Genomic DNA, 20,388 nt, shown 5'->3' with positions numbered 1-20,388 from the left:
CCTGACACCGAGATCAGGACTCCGCCGGGCGCTCCGCCCCGGGCCCCACCGGGTTCACCTCCGGGCGCGGGGAGATCACCAACGGGTACGGCGGGGGAGTACCACCGAACTCCGGACACACCGCCTGATGATCACACCAGCCGCACAGCTTCGTCGGCCGCGGCCGCCACTCACCCGACTCCGTCGCCTCCCGGATCGCCTCCCACAACGCGAGCAGCTTGCGCTCCACCCGCTCCAGATCCGCCACCACCGGGTCGTACGTCAACACATCCCCACTGCCCAGATACACCAGCTGCAACCGCCGCGGCACCACCCGCTTCAGCCGCCACACCACCAGCGCGTAGAACTTCATCTGGAACAACGCACCCTCGGCATACTCCGCCCGCGGCGCCTTCCCCGTCTTGTAGTCGACGATCCGCACCTCACCCGTCGGCGCCACGTCCACCCGGTCGATGATCCCGCGCAACCGCAGCCCCGACTCCAGCTCCGTCTCCACGAAGAACTCCCGCTCCACCGGCTCCAGCCGCGTCGGGTCCTCCAACGTGAACCACCGCTCGACCAGCGCCTCGGCCTCCGTCAGCCACCGCGCCAGCCCCGCCCCCTCGTCACCCTCCGGGAACAACCCCATCAGCTCCGGCTTCGACTCCAGCAGCCGCTCCCACTGCCCCGGCAACAACGCCTTCGCCGCCGGCGCCGTCCGCTCCTGCGCCGGATGATCGAAAAGCCGCTCCAGCACCGCATGCACCAACGTCCCACGCGTCGCGGCCGCACTCGGCTTCTCCGGCAACCTGTCGATCACCCGGAACCGGTACAACAGCGGGCACTGCATGAAATCGCTCGCCCGCGAAGGGGAGAGCGAAGAGGGCGCCACAGCGCTCCGCACTTCGGCATCGGCTGCGCCAGGCACAGCACCGGGGCTCGTCGTCATGCACAAAACCCTACGACCCGCCACCGACAGGACGCGCATACCATCGACGCCGACCCCCCTCGCACTGCATGATCGGAGCATCACAACCCGCTACAGCACCACCCCGTACACGAACAGAACACACTGGAAACACCAGCACCGAACGAAGGACAGACGTGGCAGACACCGACGAAACCGACGGGCGCCCAGGCGGCCGCTCCGGACCGGGCGGCGGACTCCTCATGGGCCGCCCCTTCGGCGTACCCGTCTACGTCTCACCCAGCTGGTTCCTCGTCGCCGCCCTCATCACCTGGGTCTTCGGCGACCAGCTCGACCGCGTCCTGCCCGACCTCGGACCCGTCCGCTACCTCGTCTCCCTCTTCTTCGCCGTCGCCTTCTACGCCTCCGTCCTCGTCCACGAACTCGCGCACACCGTCGCCGCCCTCCGCTTCAAACTCCCCGTGCGCCGCATCCAGCTCCAGTTCTTCGGCGGAGTCTCCGAGATCGAAAAGGAATCCGAGACACCCGGCCGCGAATTCGTCCTCGCCTTCGTCGGCCCCCTGCTCTCCCTCGTCCTCACCGGAGCCTTCTACCTCGGCATGCAAGCCGTCGACCCGGCCACCGTCCCCGGCGTCCTCCTCGCCGGCCTGATGATCTCCAACCTCCTCGTCGCCGCCTTCAACCTGCTCCCCGGCCTCCCCCTCGACGGCGGCCGCATGCTCCGCGCCGTCATCTGGGGCATCACCGGCAAACCCATGACCGGCACCATCGCCGCCGCCTGGGTCGGCCGCGGCCTCGCCCTCGCCGTCCTCCTCGGCCTCCCCCTCCTCACCCACACCGGCGCCCTCGGCAACCGCACCTCGGAAATCGGCGGCATGAACACCGTCATGGACGCCCTGCTCGCCGCCATCCTCGCCGGCATCATCTGGACCGGCGCCGGAAACAGCCTGCGCATGGCCCGCCTCCGCGAGCACCTCCCCGAACTCCGCGCCCGCACCCTCACCCGACGCGCCATCCCCGTCGAGAACGCCACCCCCCTCTCCGAAGCACTGCGCCGCGCCAACGAAGCCGGCGCCCGCGCCCTCGTCGTCGTCGACGGCCAAGGCGACCCCACCGCCATCGTCCGCGAAACCGCCATCGCCTCCGTACCCGAACACCGCCGCCCCTGGGTCGCCGTCAGCACCCTCGCCCAGGACCTCACCGACGGCATGAAGGTTTCAGCGGACCTCACCGGCGAAGAACTCCTCGACCACCTCCGCGCCACCCCCGCCACCGAATACCTCGTCCTCGAACCAGGCGGCACCATCTACGGCGTCCTGTCCACCCTCGACGTCGAAAAGGCCTTCGTGAAGGCCATGGCACGGCCCCAGTCCTGAAGCCAATACACTGGTCACATGTCCGAACCGACCGGTGCCGCCCGCCGACGCGGGCCCTTCGAGGTCGGGGACCAGGTACAGCTCACCGACCCCAAGGGCCGCCACTACACGTTCACGCTCGAAGCCGGGAAGAATTTCCACACCCACAAGGGTTCCTTCCCGCACGACGAGCTGATCGGTGCTCCCGAAGGCAGCGTTGTCCGCACCACGGGCAACGTCGCATACCTCGCGCTGCGCCCCCTGCTCCCCGACTATGTCCTGTCCATGCCCCGCGGCGCCGCCGTGGTCTACCCCAAGGACGCGGGCCAGATCCTGGCCTTCGCCGACATCTTCCCCGGCGCACGCGTCGTGGAAGCGGGAGTGGGCTCCGGCTCCCTGAGCAGCTTCCTGCTGCGCGCCATCGGCGACCAGGGCATGCTCCACAGCTACGAGCGCCGCGCGGACTTCGCCGAAATCGCCACCGCCAACGTCGAACGCTACTTCGGCGGCCCCCACCCCGCATGGCAGCTGACCGTCGGCGACCTCCAGGACAACCTGTCCGACACGGACGTCGACCGCGTCATCCTCGACATGCTCGCCCCCTGGGAATGCCTCGAAGCGGTCTCCAAGGCCCTCGTCCCCGGCGGCATCCTCTGCTGCTACGTGGCCACCACCACCCAGCTGTCCAAGACCGTCGAGTCCATCCGCGAGATCGGCTGCTTCGCCGAACCGCAGCCCTGGGAATCGATGATCCGCAACTGGCACGTGGAGGGCCTCGCCGTCCGCCCGGACCACCGGATGATCGGCCACACCGGCTTCCTCGTCACCGCCCGCCGCCTCGCGGACGGCGTCGAGCCCCCCATGCGCCGTCGCCGCCCCGCCAAGGGCGCCTACGGCGAGGACTACGACGGCCCCGGCAGCGACCGCTCCGCATAACGGCCGGCCGGACCCAACACGAAGGCGCTGTGGCGCAGTTCCCCCGACCCACCCGGGAACTGCTCCACAGCGCCTTTTCGTTGTCCCGTGCACCAGCCCCGGACCCAGCCGTTCCACCACCCTGTGAGGTGTGGCACGATGCTGGCTCCCCGTCACCCTTCGCACAGGAGACACCCCGCGTGCCGCACCGCCACGCCGAGACGGCCCCGCTCCCGCACACCCTGGAGCACAGCCGCACCAGGCCCGTCCACTGGCTCGCCACGGCCACCGCCATGGCCGCCGTCATAGCCGCCGCAGGACTCGTCCAGCCCGCCACCGGCAGCCCGGCCACCGACATCACCGGAACAGCCGCGAAAGACCCCGCGAAGGGCCCCCAGGCCACCGCACCCGACCCGGCAGCGGTCACCTACCCCCTCGACTGCAAGGGCGCCCCGCAGACCGTCACCACCAGCGCCCACGGCGACCTCGACGGCGACGGCCGCCCCGAGACCGTGGCGGCCGTCCGCTGCGACGCAGGCTCCGGCACCCCGCCGCACGCCATCTACGTACTCGTCCAGGACCCCGCCGAAGGCGCCCACCCCCGCGTCGTCGCCACCCTGCTCGAAGCCGCCCGACGCCAGACCGCCACCGAGCTCACCGTGCGCGACGGACTCGTCACGGCGACCCTCGTCGGCTACTCCTCACCCGACGTACCCCGCTACAGCCCCGACACGAAACAGCTCGCCAAGTGGCGCTGGCGCGACGGAAAATTCCGCCAGGAGCTGACGGACTCGGCCGCCAGGAGTGTTTGAAACGTCACTCCGCGTCGGGACCGAAGACTTCCACCCTGTCCGAGACGCGCCGCACATGAATGCAGTCACCCGGACATTCCTTCGCCGAGTCCACCACGTCCTGGAGCAACGTCAGAGGAACCGGAGTGGTCGCCCCCGCGTCCTGCAGCAGCTCGTCCTCCGGACTCTTCACGTACGCCAGACCATCGATGTCCAGCTCGAACACCTCAGGCGCGTACTGCACGCAGATCCCGTCCCCGGTGCACAGGTCCTGATCGATCCAGACCTCGAGCGGCTCGCCGGCCTCACCGGCACCGCCCGTCGGAGCCTCCTGCTGCACGGTCATATCTCCTGCCGTTCCCTGCGCTGAGTGATCCATCCCGGTCGAAACCCGCAGCAAGTCGCACGGGCCCTGACGGGTGTTGAACGCTTCGACCTTACAACCGGCTGCTTCCCGAGTTTGATGGGTGGGTATTTCCTTGGCGTGAGGGAGTACGCAAGGGTGAAGATCGGACACACCTCTACCGTCTTTGTGATCTAGGGGTTTCAATCACCACCAGCCCAGGTAGGGTCAGGAAGCGTCCAGCTCCCCTTGGAGGAGGTGAGGACCGTGGCAGCCCACGACGACGACATCAACCGCGGCATCCGGCCCGCGCGAGGGTCCGAGGACCCCGCCGGCCAGGTTGCCTATCTCGAGCAGGAAATCGCCGTCCTGCGACGAAAGCTCGCCGACTCTCCGCGACACACGAGGATTCTCGAAGAGCGGATCGTCGAGCTCCAGACAAACCTGGCCGGCGTATCCGCACAGAACGAACGACTCGCGAATACCCTCCGTGAGGCCCGAGACCAGATCGTGGCCCTCAAGGAAGAAGTCGACCGGCTCGCACAGCCGCCGGCCGGTTTCGGTGTCTTCCTGCAAGCGAACGAGGACGGCACCGTCGACATCTTCACCGGAGGCCGAAAGCTCCGCGTGAACGTCAGCCCCAGCGTCGAACCGGAAGACCTCCGGCGCGGCCAGGAGGTCATGCTCAACGAGGCCCTCAACGTGGTCGAGGCCATGGAATTCGAGCGGGCCGGGGACATCGTCACCCTCAAGGAGATCCTCGAGGACGGCGAGCGCGCCCTGGTCGTCGGGCACACCGACGAGGAAAGGGTGGTGAGGCTCGCCGAGCCGCTCCTGGACATCACCATCCGCCCCGGCGACGCCCTCCTGCTCGAACCCCGCTCCGGCTACGTCTACGAGGTCGTCCCCAAGAGCGAGGTCGAAGAACTCGTCCTCGAAGAGGTCCCGGACATCGACTACGACAAGATCGGCGGCCTGGGCGACCAGATCGAGCTGATCCGCGACGCCGTCGAGCTCCCCTACCTCTACCCGGACCTCTTCAAGGAACACGAACTGCGGCCCCCGAAGGGCATCCTGCTCTACGGCCCGCCCGGCTGCGGCAAGACACTCATCGCCAAGGCCGTCGCCAACTCCCTTGCCAAGAAGGTCGCCGAGGTGACCGGCCAGCCCGCCGGGAAGTCCTACTTCCTGAACATCAAGGGCCCCGAACTCCTCAACAAGTACGTCGGCGAGACCGAGCGACACATCCGCCTCGTCTTCCAGCGTGCCCGCGAGAAGGCCAGCGAGGGCACCCCCGTCATCGTCTTCTTCGACGAGATGGAATCCCTCTTCCGCACCCGCGGATCCGGCGTCAGCTCGGACGTGGAGAACACCATCGTCCCCCAGCTGCTCGCCGAGATCGACGGCGTGGAAGGCCTGGAGAACGTCATCGTCATCGGCGCCTCCAACCGCGAGGACATGATCGACCCGGCCATCCTGCGCCCCGGCCGGCTCGACGTGAAAATCAAGATCGAGCGCCCGGACGCCGAGGCCGCGAAGGACATCTTCGCCAAGTACCTCAAGGCCTCGCTCCCCCTGCACTCGGACGACCTGTCCGAACACCAGGACTCCAAGGACGGCACCGTCCACAGCATGATCCAGACCGTCGTCGAGCAGATGTACGCCGAAACCGAGGAGAACCGCTTCCTCGAGGTCACGTACGCCAACGGCGACAAGGAAGTCCTCTACTTCAAGGACTTCAACTCCGGAGCGATGATCCAGAACATCGTCGACCGGGCCAAGAAGATGGCCATCAAGGCCTTCCTCGAACACAACCAGAAGGGTCTGCGGGTGGCCCACCTGCTCCAGGCCTGCGTGGACGAGTTCAAGGAGAACGAGGACCTGCCCAACACCACCAACCCGGACGACTGGGCCCGAATCTCCGGAAAGAAGGGCGAGCGGATCGTATTCATCCGCACCCTCGTCACCGGAAAGCAAGGCGCGGACACCGGACGCTCCATCGACACGGTGGCAAACACCGGTCAGTACCTCTGACAAAGCGGGGCGGCTGCGGATGCCCACCCCGGGCATCCGCAGCCGACTGCTTTACCCCACCGCTTTACCGGCCGCTTTTCAGCCGGTGACCAGGCGGATCCAATGACGGAAATGATCTCCCCACGAGCGCGCAGTGGTTCTAGGCTCTTCCGTACCGCCGGACGCGCAGTGCGGGGACGGGCACCGCACAGGAACACGCACCGGAGCACCAGCGGTACTTGAGCGCCGCTCCCGAAAGGGGAGCGCCGCCGGGCAAGGAGGGCCGCATGACCGTACGGCGAGTAATGGGGATCGAGACGGAGTACGGGATCTCCGTCCCGGGGCACCCGAACGCCAATGCCATGCTCACCTCGTCCCAGATCGTCAACGCCTACGCGGCGGCGATGCACCGGGCGCGACGCGCCCGCTGGGACTTCGAGGAGGAGAATCCGCTGCGGGACGCCCGCGGCTTCGACCTCGCCCGCGAGGCCGCCGACAACAGCCAGCTGACCGACGAGGACATCGGCCTCGCCAACGTCATCCTCACGAACGGCGCACGGCTCTACGTCGACCACGCACACCCCGAATACAGCTCGCCCGAGATCACCAACCCGCTCGACGCCGTCCTCTGGGACAAGGCCGGCGAACGGATCATGGCCGAGGCGGCCGTACGCGCCGCCCAGCTCCCCGGCGCCCAGCCGATCCACCTCTACAAGAACAACACCGACAACAAGGGCGCGTCCTACGGCACGCACGAGAACTACCTGATGAAGCGGGAAACCCCCTTCTCGGAGATCGTGCGCCACCTGACCCCCTTCTTCGTCTCGCGACAGGTCGTGACCGGCGCCGGACGCGTCGGCATCGGCCAGGACGGCCGCGAACACGGCTTCCAGATCAGCCAGCGCGCCGACTACTTCGAGGTCGAGGTCGGCCTGGAGACCACCCTCAAGCGGCCCATCATCAACACCCGCGACGAGCCGCACTCGGACGCCGAGAAGTACCGCCGGCTCCACGTGATCATCGGAGACGCCAACCTCTCCGAGATCTCCACCTACCTCAAACTCGGCACGACCGCCCTGGTCCTGTCCATGATCGAAGACCAGTTCATCAGCGTCGACCTCGCCGTCGACCAGCCCGTACGCACCCTGCACCAGGTCTCCCACGACCCCGACCTGCACCACCTGATCACGCTGCGCAGCGGCCGGACCCTGACCGCGGTGCAACTGCAGATGGAGTACTTCGAGCTGGCCCGCAAATACGTGGACGAACGTTTCGGGTCCGACGCGGACGAGCAGACCAAGGACGTGCTGGCCCGCTGGGAGGACGTCCTGGGCCGGCTGGAGAGCGACCCGATGAGCCTGTCGGGGGAGCTGGACTGGATCGCCAAGAAGGAGATCCTGGAGGGCTACCGGCGCCGGGACGGGCTGAACTGGGACGCGGCGCGGCTGCACCTGGTGGACCTCCAGTACTCGGACGTACGGCCCGAGAAGGGCCTGTACAACCGCCTGGTGGCCCGCGGCAAGATGAAGCGCCTGGTGGACGAGCCGGCCGTGGAGCGGGCTCAGAGCAAGCCTCCGGAGGACACCCGGGCGTACTTCCGTGGCCGTTGCCTGGAGCAGTACGCGGACGACGTGGCCGCGGCGTCCTGGGACTCGGTGATCTTCGACCTTCCCGGCCGGGACTCGCTCCAGCGCGTCCCGACGATGGAACCCCTGCGGGGAACCCGCAACCACGTCAAGGAGCTCCTCGACCGCTGCCGCACGGCGGAGGATCTGGTGCGGGTGCTTTCGGGGCAGTGAACGCGGCTGAAATGACATCGGTCCGGGAATCATGAAGAGAACCGGACTGTGAAAGTACGGGGACGAATGTCGGACCCTCCTTGTAGGGTCCGACGTAGGGTCTGATCTTGAGAGATCCCGAATCCCGGGGTCTCTCGACATGAGCGTGCGAACCGAGCGGGGTGAGGTAGACATGGCGACCAAGGACACCGGCGGCGGACAGCAGAAGGCGACGCGCTCGACCGAGGAGGTCGAGGAGGCGGCGGTCGAGGAATCGACCGACCTCAAGGAGCGCCAGGAAAAGCTCTCCGACGACGTCGACTCCGTACTTGACGAGATTGACGATGTACTCGAGGAGAATGCTGAGGACTTCGTGCGGTCCTTCGTTCAGAAGGGTGGCCAGTAAGGCCACTTGACCTTCGAATCGAAGGCGTGGGGGGTGGAGGGGTTGTCCGGAGGTGCGAAGCGGTGTTCCCGATGCAAGCGGGACAGGCCGCGGGTGGAATATGCGAGCAACCGCTCCACCGCCGACGGCTTACAGGCGTATTGCCGCGCCTGCTGGGCGGAGTACTACAAGGCGCGCCAAGAGGCGAAAGGGCGGACGGTACGGGTGAAGGTAGCCGTGCCGTCCGGCCACAAACGGTGTCCTCAATGTGGGGAGATCAAGCCGCATTCTGAATGGGAAGCCAACAGAACCACAGCGGACGGATGGTCCAGCTACTGCCGTTCGTGTCGAGCGCAACGCAACAGGGCGAACTATTTCAAACGTAAGTACGGCATCACCGAGGCTCAACGCGACGAGATGATCGCTGAGCAAGGCGGGACCTGCCTGCTCTGTAGGGATGCTTCGGCGGAGCACGTGGATCACGATCATCAGACGGGTAGGGTCCGGGGCGTACTGTGCTTCAGCTGTAACGCAGCCCTGGGGCAGTTCAAGGATCGGCCGGACGTCATGAGGCGTGCAGCCGCTTACGTGGAAGGAAACCTGTGGAACCCAACACTCGTAGCACAGGGCGTCTACCGGCAGCCTTCCTGACGCCGGGGTCGTCGTCCTTCATGGACTTCCTGGGCGCGCACTCGCCCGAAATGCTGCCCGGCAACCGCAAGTTGCCGGAGGGCGTGGTCGAGGCGCCGCACGGGACGACCATCGTCGCCGCCACCTTCCCCGGTGGGGTCGTCCTCGCCGGTGACCGGCGGGCGACCATGGGGAACATGATCGCGCAGCGGGACATCGAGAAGGTGTTCCCCGCCGACGAGTACTCCGCCGTCGGTATCGCCGGTACGGCCGGCCTGGCGGTGGAGATGGTCAAGCTGTTCCAGCTGGAGCTGGAGCACTTCGAGAAGGTGGAGGGGACGACCCTGTCCCTGGAGGGCAAGGCCAACCGGCTCTCCACCATGATCCGGAGCAATCTGGGGATGGCCATGCAGGGGCTGGCCGTCGTGCCGCTGTTCGCGGGGTACGACGAGGCCAAGGAGAAGGGTCGGATCTTCTCCTACGACGTGACCGGCGGCCGCTCCGAGGAGCACGGCTACGCCGCCACCGGTTCCGGTTCGATCTTCGCCCGGGGCTCGATGAAGAAGCTCTTCCGTCCCGATCTGACGGAGGAGCAGGCCACCACCCTGGTCGTCCAGGCGCTGTACGACGCCGCCGACGACGACTCGGCGACCGGTGGGCCGGACCTGTACCGCCACATCTACCCGATCGTCACCGTGATCACGGACGAGGGGTTCCGCAGGTTGACCGACGACGAGTCGCAGGAGCTCGCCCGTACGGTCACCAACCGTCGGCTGGAGCAGCCCGACGGCCCGCGCGCCGCCCTGCTCTGACCATCCGTCGCCCCGTAGGAGCCCAGAAGAAAGGGACGGACAGCCGGTGTCGACTCCGTTCTATGTGTCACCCCAGCAGGCCATGGCCGACCGGGCGGAATACGCCCGTAAGGGCATCGCCCGCGGTCGCAGCCTGGTCGTGCTGCAGTACGCCGACGGCATCGTGTTCGTCGGCGAGAACCCGTCCCGTGCGCTGCACAAGTTCAGCGAGATCTACGACCGGATCGGCTTCGCGGCCGCCGGCAAGTACAACGAGTACGAGAACCTGCGGATCGGCGGTGTGCGGTACGCGGATCTGCGTGGGTACACCTACGACCGTGACGATGTGACGGCCCGTGGGCTGGCGAACGTCTATGCGCAGACGCTCGGCACCATTTTCTCCTCGGCCGGTGAGAAGCCGTACGAGGTGGAGCTGGTGGTCGCGGAGGTCGGTGCGACGGCCGCGGGCGACCAGATCTATCGGCTGCCGCACGACGGGTCGATCGTGGACGAGCACGGTTCGGTCGCGGTCGGTGGCAATGCCGAGCAGATCAGTACCTTCCTGGATCAGCGTCACCAGGACGGGATGACCCTGTCGGAGGCGTTGAAGCTGGCGGTGCAGGCGCTGTCGAGCCAGGCCAACGGCGCGGACAAGGCGATTCCGGCGGAGCGGCTGGAGGTCGCGGTGCTGGACCGTACGCGGGCGCAGCAGCGTAAGTTCAAGCGGATCCGGGGTCGGCAGCTGTCGCGGTTGCTGGAGGCGGATGTGACGGCGGCGGTGCAGGCCGATGCCGTGTCGAACGACGAGGCGCCGGAGGACGACGCCGAGTAGTCGTGGTGTGGGGGAGCCCCGGTTCGCCGTTTCGGTGGGCCGGGGCTTCGTCGTGTCCGGACCGCTACGGCTACGGCTACGGCTGCGGCGTCGGGGCGGGGCCCGTGGAGTCGCGGACGACGAGTCGGACGGGGATGTCGGGCGCGGTCCAGGTGGTGCCTTCGAGGACGGCGAGGAGGGCGGTCATGCCTTGTTCGCCGACGCGTTCGGCGGGGAGGTGGACGGTGGTGAGTTCGGGTTCGACGGCGGTGGCGAGGGCGAGGTCGTCGAAGCCGGTGACGGAGAGGTCCTCGGGGATGCGCAGGCCGAGGCGGCGGGCGGCCTTGCAGGCGCCGGCGGCGAGGATGTCGTCGTCGCAGACGACGGCGGTGGGTCGGCCCTGGGGGGCCGCCAGGGCGGTCTCCATGGCCGTACGGGCGGCGTCGACGGTGAGGGGGGCCCGTACGGTGCGCAGCTCGGCGTGGGGGCCGAGGAGGGCGCTGAGGGCTTCGGCGCGGGTGTGGAAGGTCCAGGTGTCGATGGCGGAGGCGAGGTGGAGGAAGCGGCGGTGGCCGAGGGGGAGGAGGTGTTCGGTGATCTGGCGCATGCCGTCGGCCATGGCGAGGTTGACGTGGGCGGCGGCGGTGCCGGCGGTGGGGTCGCTGTCGAGCATGACGAGGGGGAGGGTGTTGCCGCCGATGGCGTCGAGGGTGTGGGCGGCCATGGAGGAGGCGATGACTCCGTCGAGGGCGGCGCGGGCGGAGGCGAAGGGGTCGCGGGCGGGGCCGGTGCCGTCGGGGGAGGGGTAGAGGACGACGCCGAAGTCGTGTTCGGCGGCGACGCGGGCGGCGCCGGTGTAGACGCGGGCGAAGAACTCGTTGGTGAGGGCGGGGACGACGAGGAGGGCGGTGCGGGTGGTGCCGAGGCGGAGGTTGCGGGCGGCGAGGTTGGGGCGGTAGCCGAGGCGGGTGGCGGTTTCGCGGACGTGGGTGGCGGTGCGTTCGGAGACGCGGCCGGGCCATTTGTCGGCGAGGACGAGGGAGACGGTGGCCTGGGAGACCCCTGCGGCGGTGGCCACGTCGCGGCTGGTGGGTCTCGTCACAGGGGGCTCCTGAACTGCGAGGTCGGGGGGTGTGGTGGGGTCCGCGCCCGGCGGCGGGCTGGACCGGCGGACTGCGGCCATGGTACGTATGACGGATCTAGTTATACGTATTACTACTTTGGTTACTCCCGGCTGGCCCGGGCAGAAGGGGGCGGACATGGCCGCGGGATACGCGGAGCTGCTCAGGACCCGGCACGCCGCGAGGCTGCTGGTGGGCACGCTCGTGGGCCGGCTGCCCAATGCCACGGGGCCGATCGCGATCGTGCTGTTCACGCGTGCCGAGGGCGGCAGCTACAGCCTGGCGGGGGCGTTGGCCGCCGTGTACGGGCTGGCGAACGCGGTGGGTCAGCCGCTGCTGGGGCGGGCTGTGGACCTGTTCGGGCAGCCGCGGGTGCAGCTGCCGGCCGCGGTGCTCTCCGCGCTCGGCATGGTGTGGCTGGCGCTCTCGGGTACGGGGTCGGCGGTGGCCGCGTACGCCGCGGTGGTGGTCGCGGGGTTGTTCACGCCGCCGCTGGAGGGTGGGCTGCGGGCGCTGTGGCCGGGGGTGCTGGGCGGTCGTGAGGAGAAGGTGCACGCCGCGTACGCGATGGACGCGGTGGCCCAGGAGGTCATGTTCACCGTCGGTCCGCTGCTGGTGACGCTGTTCGTGGCGATGTGGTCGCCGGCGGGGGCGCTGCTGGCGCTGAACGCGATCGGTGTGTTGGGCGCGCTGTCCGTGGTGGTGAGTGAGCCGTCGCGGAAGTGGCGTTCGGCGCCGCGGGAGGCGCACTGGCTGGGGGCGTTGCGCTCGCGGGGGCTGCTGGCGCTGCTGGGCGCGTTCTTCTTCGTGGGGATGGCGCTGGGTTCGATCACGGTGGCGGGTGTGGCGTACGCGGACGATCACGGTGGTCAGGCGGTGTACGGCTGGTTGATGGCGGCGCTGGGGCTGGGTGCGCTGATCGGTGGTGTGTTCTACGGTGCGCGGCAGTGGGCCGGTGCGCCCGAGCGGCGGCTGCGGCTGTTGGTGGGTCTGCTGGCGGTCTGCTATCTGCCGTTGATGCTGGTTCCGGGTGCGGTGGCGATGACGGGGTTGTCGGCGTTGTCGGGTGTGTTCCTGGCGCCGGCGTTGGCGTGTGCGTTCATCGTCGTGGACCGGCATGCTCCGGCGGGCACGGTGACGGAGGCGTTCTCGTGGCTGGTGACGTTCTTCGGGGTGGGTGCGGCGATCGGTACGGCGGCCGCGGGGCCGGCGGTGGAGCTTGGTGGTACGGCGGCGGGCTTCGGGGTGGCGAGTGTGGCGGGCTTCTCGGCGCTGCTGGTTCTGATGGTCACTCAGCGGGCGCTGGCGTCCGGTGGGCGAAGCCGGGCTGTGGCGGCCTCGTCTGACGATGTGTCGGAGATGGCCTCCGACGTGCCGTCACAGGCGTCGTCGGCGTCCTGATCGGTGGGTGTGTCGGATGGGCCGATCGGGCCGTGCTCGGGGGGTCGATCGGGGCGTCGATCGGCCCGTCGACGGGACCTGATCGAAACGGCGGTCCCGAACCCGGTTTCAGAAGAGGGCAGAAGGCGTAATGTTCAGTCATGGACCGCCGCATTTTCGGGCTGGAGAACGAGTACGGCGTCACGTGCACGTTCAGGGGACAGCGCCGACTGTCTCCTGACGAAGTGGCGCGCTACCTCTTCCGCCGTGTTGTGTCATGGGGCCGCAGCAGCAATGTCTTCCTGCGGAACGGCGCCCGCCTGTATCTCGACGTGGGTTCGCATCCGGAATATGCAACACCCGAATGCGACAACCTGACCGAGCTGGTCACTCACGACAAAGCAGGCGAGCGCATTCTCGAAGGTCTGCTCGTCGACGCCGAACGCCGCCTGCACGAGGAGGGAATCGCGGGCGACGTCTATCTCTTCAAGAACAACACCGACTCGGCGGGCAACTCGTACGGCTGCCACGAGAACTACCTGGTGGCCCGGCACGGGGAATTCTCCCGCCTGGCGGACATTCTCATTCCGTTCCTTGTCACGCGGCAGCTGATCTGCGGCGCCGGCAAGGTGCTGCAGACGCCGCGGGGTGCGGTCTACTGCGTGAGTCAGCGGGCCGAGCACATCTGGGAGGGTGTCAGCTCCGCGACGACCCGCTCGCGGCCGATCATCAACACCCGGGACGAGCCGCACGCGGACGCCGAGCGCTACCGCAGGCTGCACGTCATCGTGGGCGACTCGAACATGTCCGAGACGACCATGCTGCTCAAGGTCGGGGCGACCGACCTGGTGCTGCGCATGATCGAGGCGGGCACGGTGATGCGGGACCTGACCCTGGAGAACCCGATCCGGGCGATCCGTGAGGTCAGTCACGACATCACGGGTCAGCGCAAGGTGCGTCTGGCGAGCGGTCGGGAGGCCTCGGCGCTGGAGATCCAGCGGGAGTACTACGACAAGGCGGTGGATTTCGCCGAGCGCCGGGGGATCCGTACCGGCGTGGTGGACCAGGTGCTGGAGCTGTGGGGTCGCACGCTGGACGCGATCGACGCGGAGGACCTGGACCGGATCGGGACCGAGATCGACTGGGTCATGAAGTACCAGCTGATCGAGCGGTACCGGGCGAAGCACAACATGACCATGTCGAATCCGCGGGTGGCTCAGATAGACCTCGCGTATCACGACATCCACCGCCGGCGCGGTCTGTACTACCTGCTGGAGCGCAAGGGGCAGGCGGCGCGGATCTGCAACGACCTGAAGATCTTCGAGGGCAAGTCGGTGCCCCCGCAGACGACGCGGGCGCGGCTGCGCGGGGACTTCATCCGTCGGGCGCAGGAGCAGCGGCGGGACTTCACGGTCGACTGGGTGCACCTGAAGCTCAATGACCAGGCGCAGCGGACGGTGCTGTGCAAGGACCCGTTCCGGTCGGTGGACGACCGGGTGGAGAAGCTGATCGCGGGCATGTAGGACCAGTGGAGTGACCGCAGTGTGACATCGCACTCCTCGCCAGGGCCTCGTACGTCTCTCGTACGGGGCCCTGCGCACGGCTTAGAGTGGCGAGCGACCGCTTTGCCGTCTGAGATCTGAGGAACCCGTGCGCCGACTTGCCGGCCTGCTTGTCGTACCCCTCCTGCTGCTGTCGACCGCAGCGTGTGGTGACGACAGCGGCTCCGACTCCGCCCAGATGAAGAACGGGGCCCCCGCGATCACCAAGGGTGGCGCCTTCGGGGAGACGCCCACCCTGTCGAAGGGGAAGGGCGCGCCGCCCAAGGAGCTCAAGGTGGTGACGATCAGCGAGGGCACCGGGCAGGTGCTGAAGAAGAACGACATCGCGCAGGTCCACTACCTCGGCCAGGTGTGGGACGGCAAGGAGCCGTTCGACAAGAGCTTCGGGCGGCCCGCGCCGTTCGACGTGACGATCGGCGCCGGCGCCGTCATCAAGGGCTGGGACCAGGGCCTGGAGGGTCAGAAGGTCGGCAGCCGTGTCGAGCTGGTGATCCCGCCGGAGCTCGGTTACGGGGCCCAGGGCTCGCCTCCGAAGATCAAGGAGAACGCGACCCTGGTCTTCGTCGTCGACATCGTCAAGGGCGCGACCGTCCCGGTCTCGGCCACGGGCAAGGAAGTCGCCCAGGAGAACAAGGACCTGCCCAAGGTCGGCACGAACACGGACGGCAAGGAAGTCTCCGTGACCGTCCCGAAGGACACCGCCGAGCCGACCAAGCTGGTCTCGGACTACGTCATCGAGGGTGACGGTCCGGTGGTCAAGGACACCGACAGCGTCGTGGTCAAGTTCAACGGCAAGACCTGGAAGGACGACAAGTCCTTCGAGAGCACCTACACCAGTGACCAGACGGTCACCTGGCCGCTGGGTGAGCTTTCGGTCAAGGGTCTGAAGGACGGTCTCGTCGGCAAGAAGGCCGGCAGTCGCATCCTGCTGGTCATCCCCCCGGACCAGGGCTTCGGCGACAAGGAGCAGGGCACCATCCCGGCGAAGTCGACGCTGGTCTTCAGCCTCGACATCCTCACCGTGATGTAAGACTGTTCCGGTTGACCATTTCGTACGTATGAGGAGAAGTTCCGTGAGTGACCTTCAGAAGCCCGAGATCGACTTCCCCGGTGGCGAGGCCCCCAAGGACCTCGTCAAGGAGGACATCTGGGTGGGCGACGGCGCCGAGGCCAAGGCCGGCGACATGGTCGCCGTCCACTACGTGGGCGTGGCCTTCTCCACCGGCGAGGAGTTCGACGCTTCCTGGAACCGCGGCTCCGCGCTGCAGTTCAAGCTCGGTGTCGGCCAGGTCATCTCCGGCTGGGACCAGGGTGTCCAGGGCATGAAGGTCGGCGGCCGCCGCAAGCTGGTCATCCCGGCGCACCTCGCGTACGGCGACCGTGGCGCGGGCGGTGCGATCGCCCCGGGCGAGACGCTGATCTTCGTCTGCGACCTGGTCAAGGTCGGCTGACCGCACATCGCGATCGTTCGAGGGGCCCCCGCCGTCCGGCGGGGGCCCCTCGCTTTTTGCCCGGACGCGCCGGGGCGGTACGGTCAACGGTCAACGGGTGTGTCCGCATCGGGCCGCGGCCCGTGTGACGGTCCGACGGATGTGCAGGCGGAGAAGGGCGGAAGGGCGTCGATGGCGATTGCCAAGGCCGAGCGGCTGATGAATCTGGCGCTGTGTCTGCTGGGGACCCGCCGGCCGCTCAGCAAGCGGGAGTTGCGCGGTTCCATCGAGGCCTACATGGAGGCCGGCAACGACGAGTCCTTCAACCGCATGTTCGAGCGGGACAAGGACGACCTGCGGGAACTCGGCCTCGTCATCGAGACGGTGGAGAACCTGGACGGCGAGACCGGCTACCTGGCCCGCCGGGACAGCAACCGACTGCCTCCCGTCTCCCTGGACGCCGAGGAGGCCGCGGCCCTGGGGCTGGCGGCCAAGGTCTGGCAGCAGGCACGGCTGGCGGGCGCCGCCAGCGGGGCCCTGCAGAAGCTGCGCGCGGGCGGGATGCCCGAGGCGGAGGACCCGTACGAGGGGCAGCACAGCGCGATCGAGCCGCGCATCCCGGTCCACGAGGCGGCCTTCGAGCCGCTGATGCTGGCCTGCCGGGACCGCCGGCCGGTGGTCTTCGACTACCGCAAGTCCACCGCTGCCCGGCCCGAGGCCCGGCAGGTGGAGCCCTGGGCGCTGGAGTGCTGGCGCGGCCACTGGTACCTGGCCGGCTACGACCGCGACCGCGGGGCGGAGCGGGTGTTCCGGCTCTCCCGGATCACCGGCAAGGTCCGCTCGCGGGCCGCGAAGTACACCGCCGAGGTGCCGGACGTGGTGACCGTACGGGAGACCGTGGCGAGCTGGGCCGGGGAGAGCGCGGACCGTAGCGCGCTGATCCGGCTGCGGGCCGGGGCGGGCTATCCGCTGCGGGCCAAGGCCACCGCGGTGCGCGAGGGCGGGGGCGGGGACGGCTGGGACGAGCTGGAGATCCCGTACGGGCACGGGCTGGACGCCTGGCTGGTGGAGTTCGGGCCCGACGTCGTCGTGGTGGGTCCGGCCGACCTGCGGGCGGACGTGGTGGACCGGCTGCGGGCCGTCGCCGGGGCCTGAGCGGGCCCGATCCCGGGGCCCGCGGGCCCGGCGGCCGATCCGCGCCGCACCGTTCCACAAGAGCGACATCCACAGACGTGCCCTGAGGGGGAGACGTACCAGCATGGCTGCCAACGCCATCGACCAGACCCGCCGGATGCTGTCCCTGGTGACCTACCTGCGCGAGCGCCCCGGTGCGCACGTCGCGGACGTCGCGCGCGCCTTCGGGATCACCGAGGACGAGCTGATCTCGGACCTCGACGTGCTGCCCATGTGCGGGACGAGCTTCCGGGGCGGGGACCTGCTCGACATCGACACCGACGGGGAGCGCATCTGGTGGCGCAATCCCGACGCCTCGGGGGAGTCCACCGCGGAGCCGCTGCGGCTGGCCGCCGACGAGGCGACCGCGCTGCTGGTGGCCGCCCGCGCGGTGGCCACCCTGCCCGGCCTGCGCGAGAGCGACCGGGACGCCCTGCTGCGGGCCACCGCCAAGCTGGAGGCGGCCGCGGGCGAGGTGGCGGGGGCGAGTTCCCGGCTGTCGGTGACCTTCGAGTCCGAGGGCGGGGTCTTCGCGGACGTCGACCGGGCCATCGCGGAGCGCCGGCGGCTGTGGCTGCGCTACTACTCGCCCGCGCGGGACGAGCTCACCGAGCGCAAGGTCGACCCGATCCGGCTCTTCGCGGTGGGGCACACGTACATGGAGGGCTGGTGCCACCTCTCGGAGGCCCGGCGCACCTTCCGCCTCGACCGGGTCGCGGAGATCAAGTTGCTGGACGAGCGGGCCGAGCCGCCCGCCATCGAGCCGCGCGACCTGTCCGAGGGGCTGGTGCAGCCGGCCGCCGAGGACCCGGAGGTCGTGGTCGAGGTGGGGCCGGGTGGGCGCTGGGTCGCCGAGTACTACCCGCACGACAGCGCGGAGGAGCTGCCCGAGGGCGGTCTGCGGATCACCCTGCGCAGCCCGGACCCGGCCTCGCTGCGCCGGCTGGCGCTGCGGCTGGGCCGGGAGGGCCGGATCGTCGCTCCGGCCGAGCTGGCGGACAGCGCGCGCAGCGCCGCCCGGGAGGCACTGGCGGGGTACGGGGAACAGGTCTGAGGGGAACGCGGTCGATGTCGCCAACGTCCGGACCCGTCGCCTTCAAGGCCTCCTGTCCCGACTGCCGTGCCCGCTTCGAGCTGGACGCGGCCGCCCTGCGGCTGGCCATCGGCGGCAGCCGGCGGACCACGTTCTACTCCTTCACCTGTCCGCGGTGCGGCGCCGCCGTACGCAAGCCCGCCGGCGAGCGGATCGTGGAACTGCTCACCGGTGGTGGCGTGAGCACCCTGCGCAGCATCTGACCCGGCGGGTGGCCTAGGCTCGGCCCATGCTGTGGCCGATGTTCGCAATTGCCCTGGGCTTCCTCGGAGTGGCCGTGCTCGCCGTGCTCGCGGTGCGCGTGTACGTGGAGGTGCGCAGGCTGGCCTCCCAGGTGGCGCTGGCCAGCCGCCGGATCACCGACGCGTCGGCGGATCTGGAGCGGGCGGCCGTCGATCTGGCCCGGGCGGGACACGGCGTACGCCCCTGACGCGGGACGAATGTGCGTGACCGGGGCATTACCGACCTGCCAGGGTGCAAGCGGAAGGATGCCCGGGGATTGCCGAGCGTTAACCCCCTGGGGTTACGATCCTCGGTAGAGCAAGTCCTGGGCGCCCGTCCGGCGTGCTGTGAACATCGGAGAGAAGGAAGATACCCATGGGCAACTTCAGGGGTTGGGAAATCCTCGTCATCGTCGGACTGATCATCCTGCTGTTCGGCGCCAAGAAGCTCCCTGACATGGCCCGCTCCCTCGGCAAGTCGGCCCGTATCCTCAAGAGCGAGGCCAAGGCGATGAAGAAGGACGGCGAGAGCGACGACGCCGCCACCGCCGCGCCCGCGGACCAGTCCGCCCAGCAGCCGGTCGCCCCGCGGACCATCCAGGCCGCGCCGGGTGACGTCAGCAGCTCGCGTCCGGTGAGCGAGCCGAACCGCACCACCCAGGGCTGACACCCGCCGTACACGCCAGTCATCTGCAACGAGACAAGGGACGTGGGTTGCTCAACTCTGCCCGCAAGCAGGAGAAGAAGGAACGACAGGCCAAGGACGCCGAAGGGCGCATGCCTCTCGTCGAGCACCTGCGTGAGCTCAGGAACCGGCTGCTGAAGTCGGTCGTGGCGATCGTGGTGATCACGATCGTCGCCGCGTTCTTCTACCGGGACATCATCAACTTCCTGTTGAAGCCGATGCTGGACTCCGTCGGCTGTACCGACGGTGTGGTGACCCAGCGCAACGGTCGCCCCTGCGCCGACATGACCGTGAACGGTCTGATCTCGGCGTTCTCGATCGCCCTGAAGGTCTCCTTGATGGCCGGTGTGGTGCTCTCCGCCCCGGTGTGGCTGTACCAGCTGTGGGCGTTCGCCGCGCCCGGGCTGCACAGTCACGAGAAGAAGTACGCGCGCAGCTTCGTCGCCGTCGGCGCGCCCCTCTTCCTGACCGGCGCCGTCCTCGCGTACAAGATCCTCCCGCAGACCGCGACGATCATGCTCGAGTTCACTCCCGACCACGCGCGCAACCTGCTGCCGGTCGACGACTACCTCGACCTGGTCACCCGCATGGTGATCGTGTTCGGCCTGGCCTTCGAGCTGCCGCTGCTGCTGATCCTGCTGAACTTCACCGGGGTGCTGACCGGCAAGCGGCTGGCGAGCTGGTGGCGGGGCATGGTCCTCGGCATCACGATCTTCGCCGCCTTCGCGACCCCCACCGGTGACCCGCCGACGATGCTCGCGCTGGCCGTGCCCATCGTGGCCCTCTACTTCGCCGCCCTCGGCCTCTGTCTCCTCAACGACCGCAGGCGCAGGCGCAACGACCCCGACGCGGACCTGAGCGACGACGAGGCCTCCCAGCTGGACCTCACCCCGGCGCCGATCGGCGACCTGGAGTCGGTCCCGGCTCCCGCCGCGCTGCCCGAGCAGGCCGACGGCGGACGTCAGCGGATCAACGGCTACGACGACGCCACCTGACCGGTGCGC

22 protein-coding genes are annotated in these 20,388 nt (G+C 68.8%); 19 read left to right on the top strand and 3 right to left on the bottom strand.

Translation table 11 applies throughout. From position 1 onward, the window contains the following. Nucleotides 1-13: 13 nt before the first annotated feature. Nucleotides 14-928 carry a RecB family exonuclease gene (locus tag BCL76_RS20635; RefSeq protein WP_109781053.1) on the bottom strand — a complete coding sequence of 305 codons (915 nt, stop codon included), beginning with the start codon at nucleotides 926-928 and terminating at the stop codon, nucleotides 14-16. A 68-nt stretch (nucleotides 929-996) separates the two neighbouring features. On the opposite strand from BCL76_RS20635, the gene BCL76_RS20630 reads away from it, so the two are divergent. The 3 genes from BCL76_RS20630 (at nucleotide 997) to BCL76_RS20620 (ending at nucleotide 3,989) form a co-directional block, all read left to right on the top strand. Next, nucleotides 997-2,283 carry a site-2 protease family protein gene (locus tag BCL76_RS20630; protein ID WP_375137944.1) on the top strand — a complete coding sequence of 429 codons (1,287 nt, stop codon included), beginning with the start codon at nucleotides 997-999 and terminating at the stop codon, nucleotides 2,281-2,283. 18 nt (nucleotides 2,284-2,301) lie between these two features. Next, on the top strand, nucleotides 2,302-3,198 hold the full coding sequence (locus BCL76_RS20625; protein WP_030016358.1) for a tRNA (adenine-N1)-methyltransferase: 897 nt from the start codon (nucleotides 2,302-2,304) through the stop codon (nucleotides 3,196-3,198). Nucleotides 3,199-3,377: 179 nt separating this feature from the next. After that, nucleotides 3,378-3,989 carry a hypothetical protein gene (locus tag BCL76_RS20620; RefSeq protein WP_109780922.1) on the top strand — a complete coding sequence of 204 codons (612 nt, stop codon included), beginning with the start codon at nucleotides 3,378-3,380 and terminating at the stop codon, nucleotides 3,987-3,989. Between the two features lie 4 nt (nucleotides 3,990-3,993). Here BCL76_RS20620 and BCL76_RS20615 read toward each other — a convergent pair whose 3' ends face one another. After that, nucleotides 3,994-4,314 carry a ferredoxin gene (locus BCL76_RS20615; RefSeq protein WP_030723362.1) on the bottom strand — a complete coding sequence of 107 codons (321 nt, stop codon included), beginning with the start codon at nucleotides 4,312-4,314 and terminating at the stop codon, nucleotides 3,994-3,996. A 264-nt stretch (nucleotides 4,315-4,578) separates the two neighbouring features. Here BCL76_RS20615 and arc point away from each other — a divergent pair, with 264 nt between their 5' ends. From arc to prcA, 6 genes are all read left to right on the top strand, one after another. Next, nucleotides 4,579-6,345: a proteasome ATPase gene (gene arc, locus BCL76_RS20610; RefSeq protein ID WP_030768399.1), complete on the top strand. Its 1,767-nt coding sequence runs from the start codon at nucleotides 4,579-4,581 to the stop codon at nucleotides 6,343-6,345. Nucleotides 6,346-6,611: 266 nt separating this feature from the next. After that, nucleotides 6,612-8,123: a depupylase/deamidase Dop gene (gene dop, locus BCL76_RS20605; RefSeq protein WP_109780921.1), complete on the top strand. Its 1,512-nt coding sequence runs from the start codon at nucleotides 6,612-6,614 to the stop codon at nucleotides 8,121-8,123. Between the two features lie 172 nt (nucleotides 8,124-8,295). After that, entirely contained in the window at nucleotides 8,296-8,508 is a 213-nt protein-coding gene (locus BCL76_RS20600) for a ubiquitin-like protein Pup (protein ID WP_030016348.1), read from the top strand. A 396-nt stretch (nucleotides 8,509-8,904) separates the two neighbouring features. Then, complete coding sequence (locus tag BCL76_RS40365) at nucleotides 8,905-9,138, top strand: endonuclease VII domain-containing protein (RefSeq protein WP_309136859.1); 234 nt, start codon at nucleotides 8,905-8,907, stop codon at nucleotides 9,136-9,138. After that, on the top strand, nucleotides 9,090-9,929 hold the full coding sequence (prcB, locus tag BCL76_RS20590) for a proteasome subunit beta (protein ID WP_030233611.1): 840 nt from the start codon (nucleotides 9,090-9,092) through the stop codon (nucleotides 9,927-9,929). Before BCL76_RS40365 ends, prcB begins: the two co-directional genes overlap by 49 nt. A gap of 46 nt (nucleotides 9,930-9,975) precedes the next feature. Then, nucleotides 9,976-10,740, top strand: a complete 765-nt coding sequence (prcA, locus tag BCL76_RS20585; protein ID WP_030723373.1) for a proteasome subunit alpha — start codon at nucleotides 9,976-9,978, stop codon at nucleotides 10,738-10,740. A 76-nt stretch (nucleotides 10,741-10,816) separates the two neighbouring features. Here the strand turns inward: prcA and BCL76_RS20580 are convergent, their stop codons facing one another. Beyond that, a complete protein-coding gene (locus BCL76_RS20580; protein WP_258309811.1) occupies nucleotides 10,817-11,821 on the bottom strand; it encodes a LacI family DNA-binding transcriptional regulator in 1,005 nt (334 codons plus the stop codon). A 157-nt stretch (nucleotides 11,822-11,978) separates the two neighbouring features. On the opposite strand from BCL76_RS20580, the gene BCL76_RS20575 reads away from it, so the two are divergent. From BCL76_RS20575 to tatC, 10 genes are all read left to right on the top strand, one after another. Beyond that, nucleotides 11,979-13,241, top strand: coding sequence for an MFS transporter (locus BCL76_RS20575; protein WP_109781052.1), 1,263 nt, complete (start codon nucleotides 11,979-11,981; stop codon nucleotides 13,239-13,241). A gap of 140 nt (nucleotides 13,242-13,381) precedes the next feature. Further along, nucleotides 13,382-14,743: a Pup--protein ligase gene (gene pafA / locus BCL76_RS20570; protein WP_030768414.1), complete on the top strand. Its 1,362-nt coding sequence runs from the start codon at nucleotides 13,382-13,384 to the stop codon at nucleotides 14,741-14,743. Between the two features lie 127 nt (nucleotides 14,744-14,870). Then, the gene (locus tag BCL76_RS20565; RefSeq protein ID WP_109780918.1) at nucleotides 14,871-15,812 is read left to right on the top strand and encodes an FKBP-type peptidyl-prolyl cis-trans isomerase; all 942 of its coding nucleotides are present in this window, start codon (nucleotides 14,871-14,873) and stop codon (nucleotides 15,810-15,812) included. Nucleotides 15,813-15,840: 28 nt separating this feature from the next. Next, nucleotides 15,841-16,233, top strand: a complete 393-nt coding sequence (locus tag BCL76_RS20560; RefSeq protein ID WP_109780917.1) for an FKBP-type peptidyl-prolyl cis-trans isomerase — start codon at nucleotides 15,841-15,843, stop codon at nucleotides 16,231-16,233. A 171-nt stretch (nucleotides 16,234-16,404) separates the two neighbouring features. Further along, nucleotides 16,405-17,367 (top strand): helix-turn-helix transcriptional regulator, encoded by a 963-nt coding sequence (locus tag BCL76_RS20555; protein ID WP_030723385.1) that lies wholly within the window; start codon nucleotides 16,405-16,407, stop codon nucleotides 17,365-17,367. 103 nt (nucleotides 17,368-17,470) lie between these two features. Continuing rightward, nucleotides 17,471-18,439: a helix-turn-helix transcriptional regulator gene (locus BCL76_RS20550; RefSeq protein WP_109780916.1), complete on the top strand. Its 969-nt coding sequence runs from the start codon at nucleotides 17,471-17,473 to the stop codon at nucleotides 18,437-18,439. Nucleotides 18,440-18,453: 14 nt separating this feature from the next. Next, complete coding sequence (locus tag BCL76_RS20545) at nucleotides 18,454-18,681, top strand: hypothetical protein (protein WP_109780915.1); 228 nt, start codon at nucleotides 18,454-18,456, stop codon at nucleotides 18,679-18,681. Nucleotides 18,682-18,707: 26 nt separating this feature from the next. Next, nucleotides 18,708-18,908, top strand: coding sequence for a hypothetical protein (locus BCL76_RS20540; protein ID WP_109780914.1), 201 nt, complete (start codon nucleotides 18,708-18,710; stop codon nucleotides 18,906-18,908). Nucleotides 18,909-19,075: 167 nt separating this feature from the next. Continuing rightward, complete coding sequence (gene tatA, locus BCL76_RS20535; RefSeq protein ID WP_030768435.1) at nucleotides 19,076-19,366, top strand: Sec-independent protein translocase subunit TatA; 291 nt, start codon at nucleotides 19,076-19,078, stop codon at nucleotides 19,364-19,366. Between the two features lie 47 nt (nucleotides 19,367-19,413). Then, nucleotides 19,414-20,379, top strand: coding sequence for a twin-arginine translocase subunit TatC (gene tatC, locus BCL76_RS20530; RefSeq protein ID WP_109780913.1), 966 nt, complete (start codon nucleotides 19,414-19,416; stop codon nucleotides 20,377-20,379). Nucleotides 20,380-20,388 lie beyond the last annotated feature (9 nt).

It is taken from the genome of Streptomyces sp. CG 926 (assembly GCF_003148825.1).
Classification (GTDB): Bacteria; Actinomycetota; Actinomycetes; order Streptomycetales; family Streptomycetaceae; genus Streptomyces.
Note: the sequence above shows the minus strand (reverse complement) of the source record. Positions and strands in the feature narration are given on the sequence as shown.

Coding starts and splice junctions, on each gene's coding strand:
- BCL76_RS20635 (WP_109781053.1), bottom strand. CDS start 928: ATGACGACGAGCCCCGGTGCTGTGCCTGGCGCAGCCGATGCCGAAGTG.
- BCL76_RS20630 (WP_375137944.1), top strand. CDS start 997: ATGATCGGAGCATCACAACCCGCTACAGCACCACCCCGTACACGAACA.
- BCL76_RS20625 (WP_030016358.1), top strand. CDS start 2,302: ATGTCCGAACCGACCGGTGCCGCCCGCCGACGCGGGCCCTTCGAGGTC.
- BCL76_RS20615 (WP_030723362.1), bottom strand. CDS start 4,314: ATGACCGTGCAGCAGGAGGCTCCGACGGGCGGTGCCGGTGAGGCCGGC.
- dop (WP_109780921.1), top strand. CDS start 6,612: ATGACCGTACGGCGAGTAATGGGGATCGAGACGGAGTACGGGATCTCC.
- BCL76_RS20600 (WP_030016348.1), top strand. CDS start 8,296: ATGGCGACCAAGGACACCGGCGGCGGACAGCAGAAGGCGACGCGCTCG.
- BCL76_RS40365 (WP_309136859.1), top strand. CDS start 8,905: ATGATCGCTGAGCAAGGCGGGACCTGCCTGCTCTGTAGGGATGCTTCG.
- BCL76_RS20575 (WP_109781052.1), top strand. CDS start 11,979: ATGGCCGCGGGATACGCGGAGCTGCTCAGGACCCGGCACGCCGCGAGG.
- pafA (WP_030768414.1), top strand. CDS start 13,382: ATGGACCGCCGCATTTTCGGGCTGGAGAACGAGTACGGCGTCACGTGC.
- BCL76_RS20560 (WP_109780917.1), top strand. CDS start 15,841: ATGAGGAGAAGTTCCGTGAGTGACCTTCAGAAGCCCGAGATCGACTTC.
- BCL76_RS20555 (WP_030723385.1), top strand. CDS start 16,405: ATGGCGATTGCCAAGGCCGAGCGGCTGATGAATCTGGCGCTGTGTCTG.
- BCL76_RS20550 (WP_109780916.1), top strand. CDS start 17,471: ATGGCTGCCAACGCCATCGACCAGACCCGCCGGATGCTGTCCCTGGTG.
- BCL76_RS20545 (WP_109780915.1), top strand. CDS start 18,454: ATGTCGCCAACGTCCGGACCCGTCGCCTTCAAGGCCTCCTGTCCCGAC.
- BCL76_RS20540 (WP_109780914.1), top strand. CDS start 18,708: ATGCTGTGGCCGATGTTCGCAATTGCCCTGGGCTTCCTCGGAGTGGCC.
- tatA (WP_030768435.1), top strand. CDS start 19,076: ATGGGCAACTTCAGGGGTTGGGAAATCCTCGTCATCGTCGGACTGATC.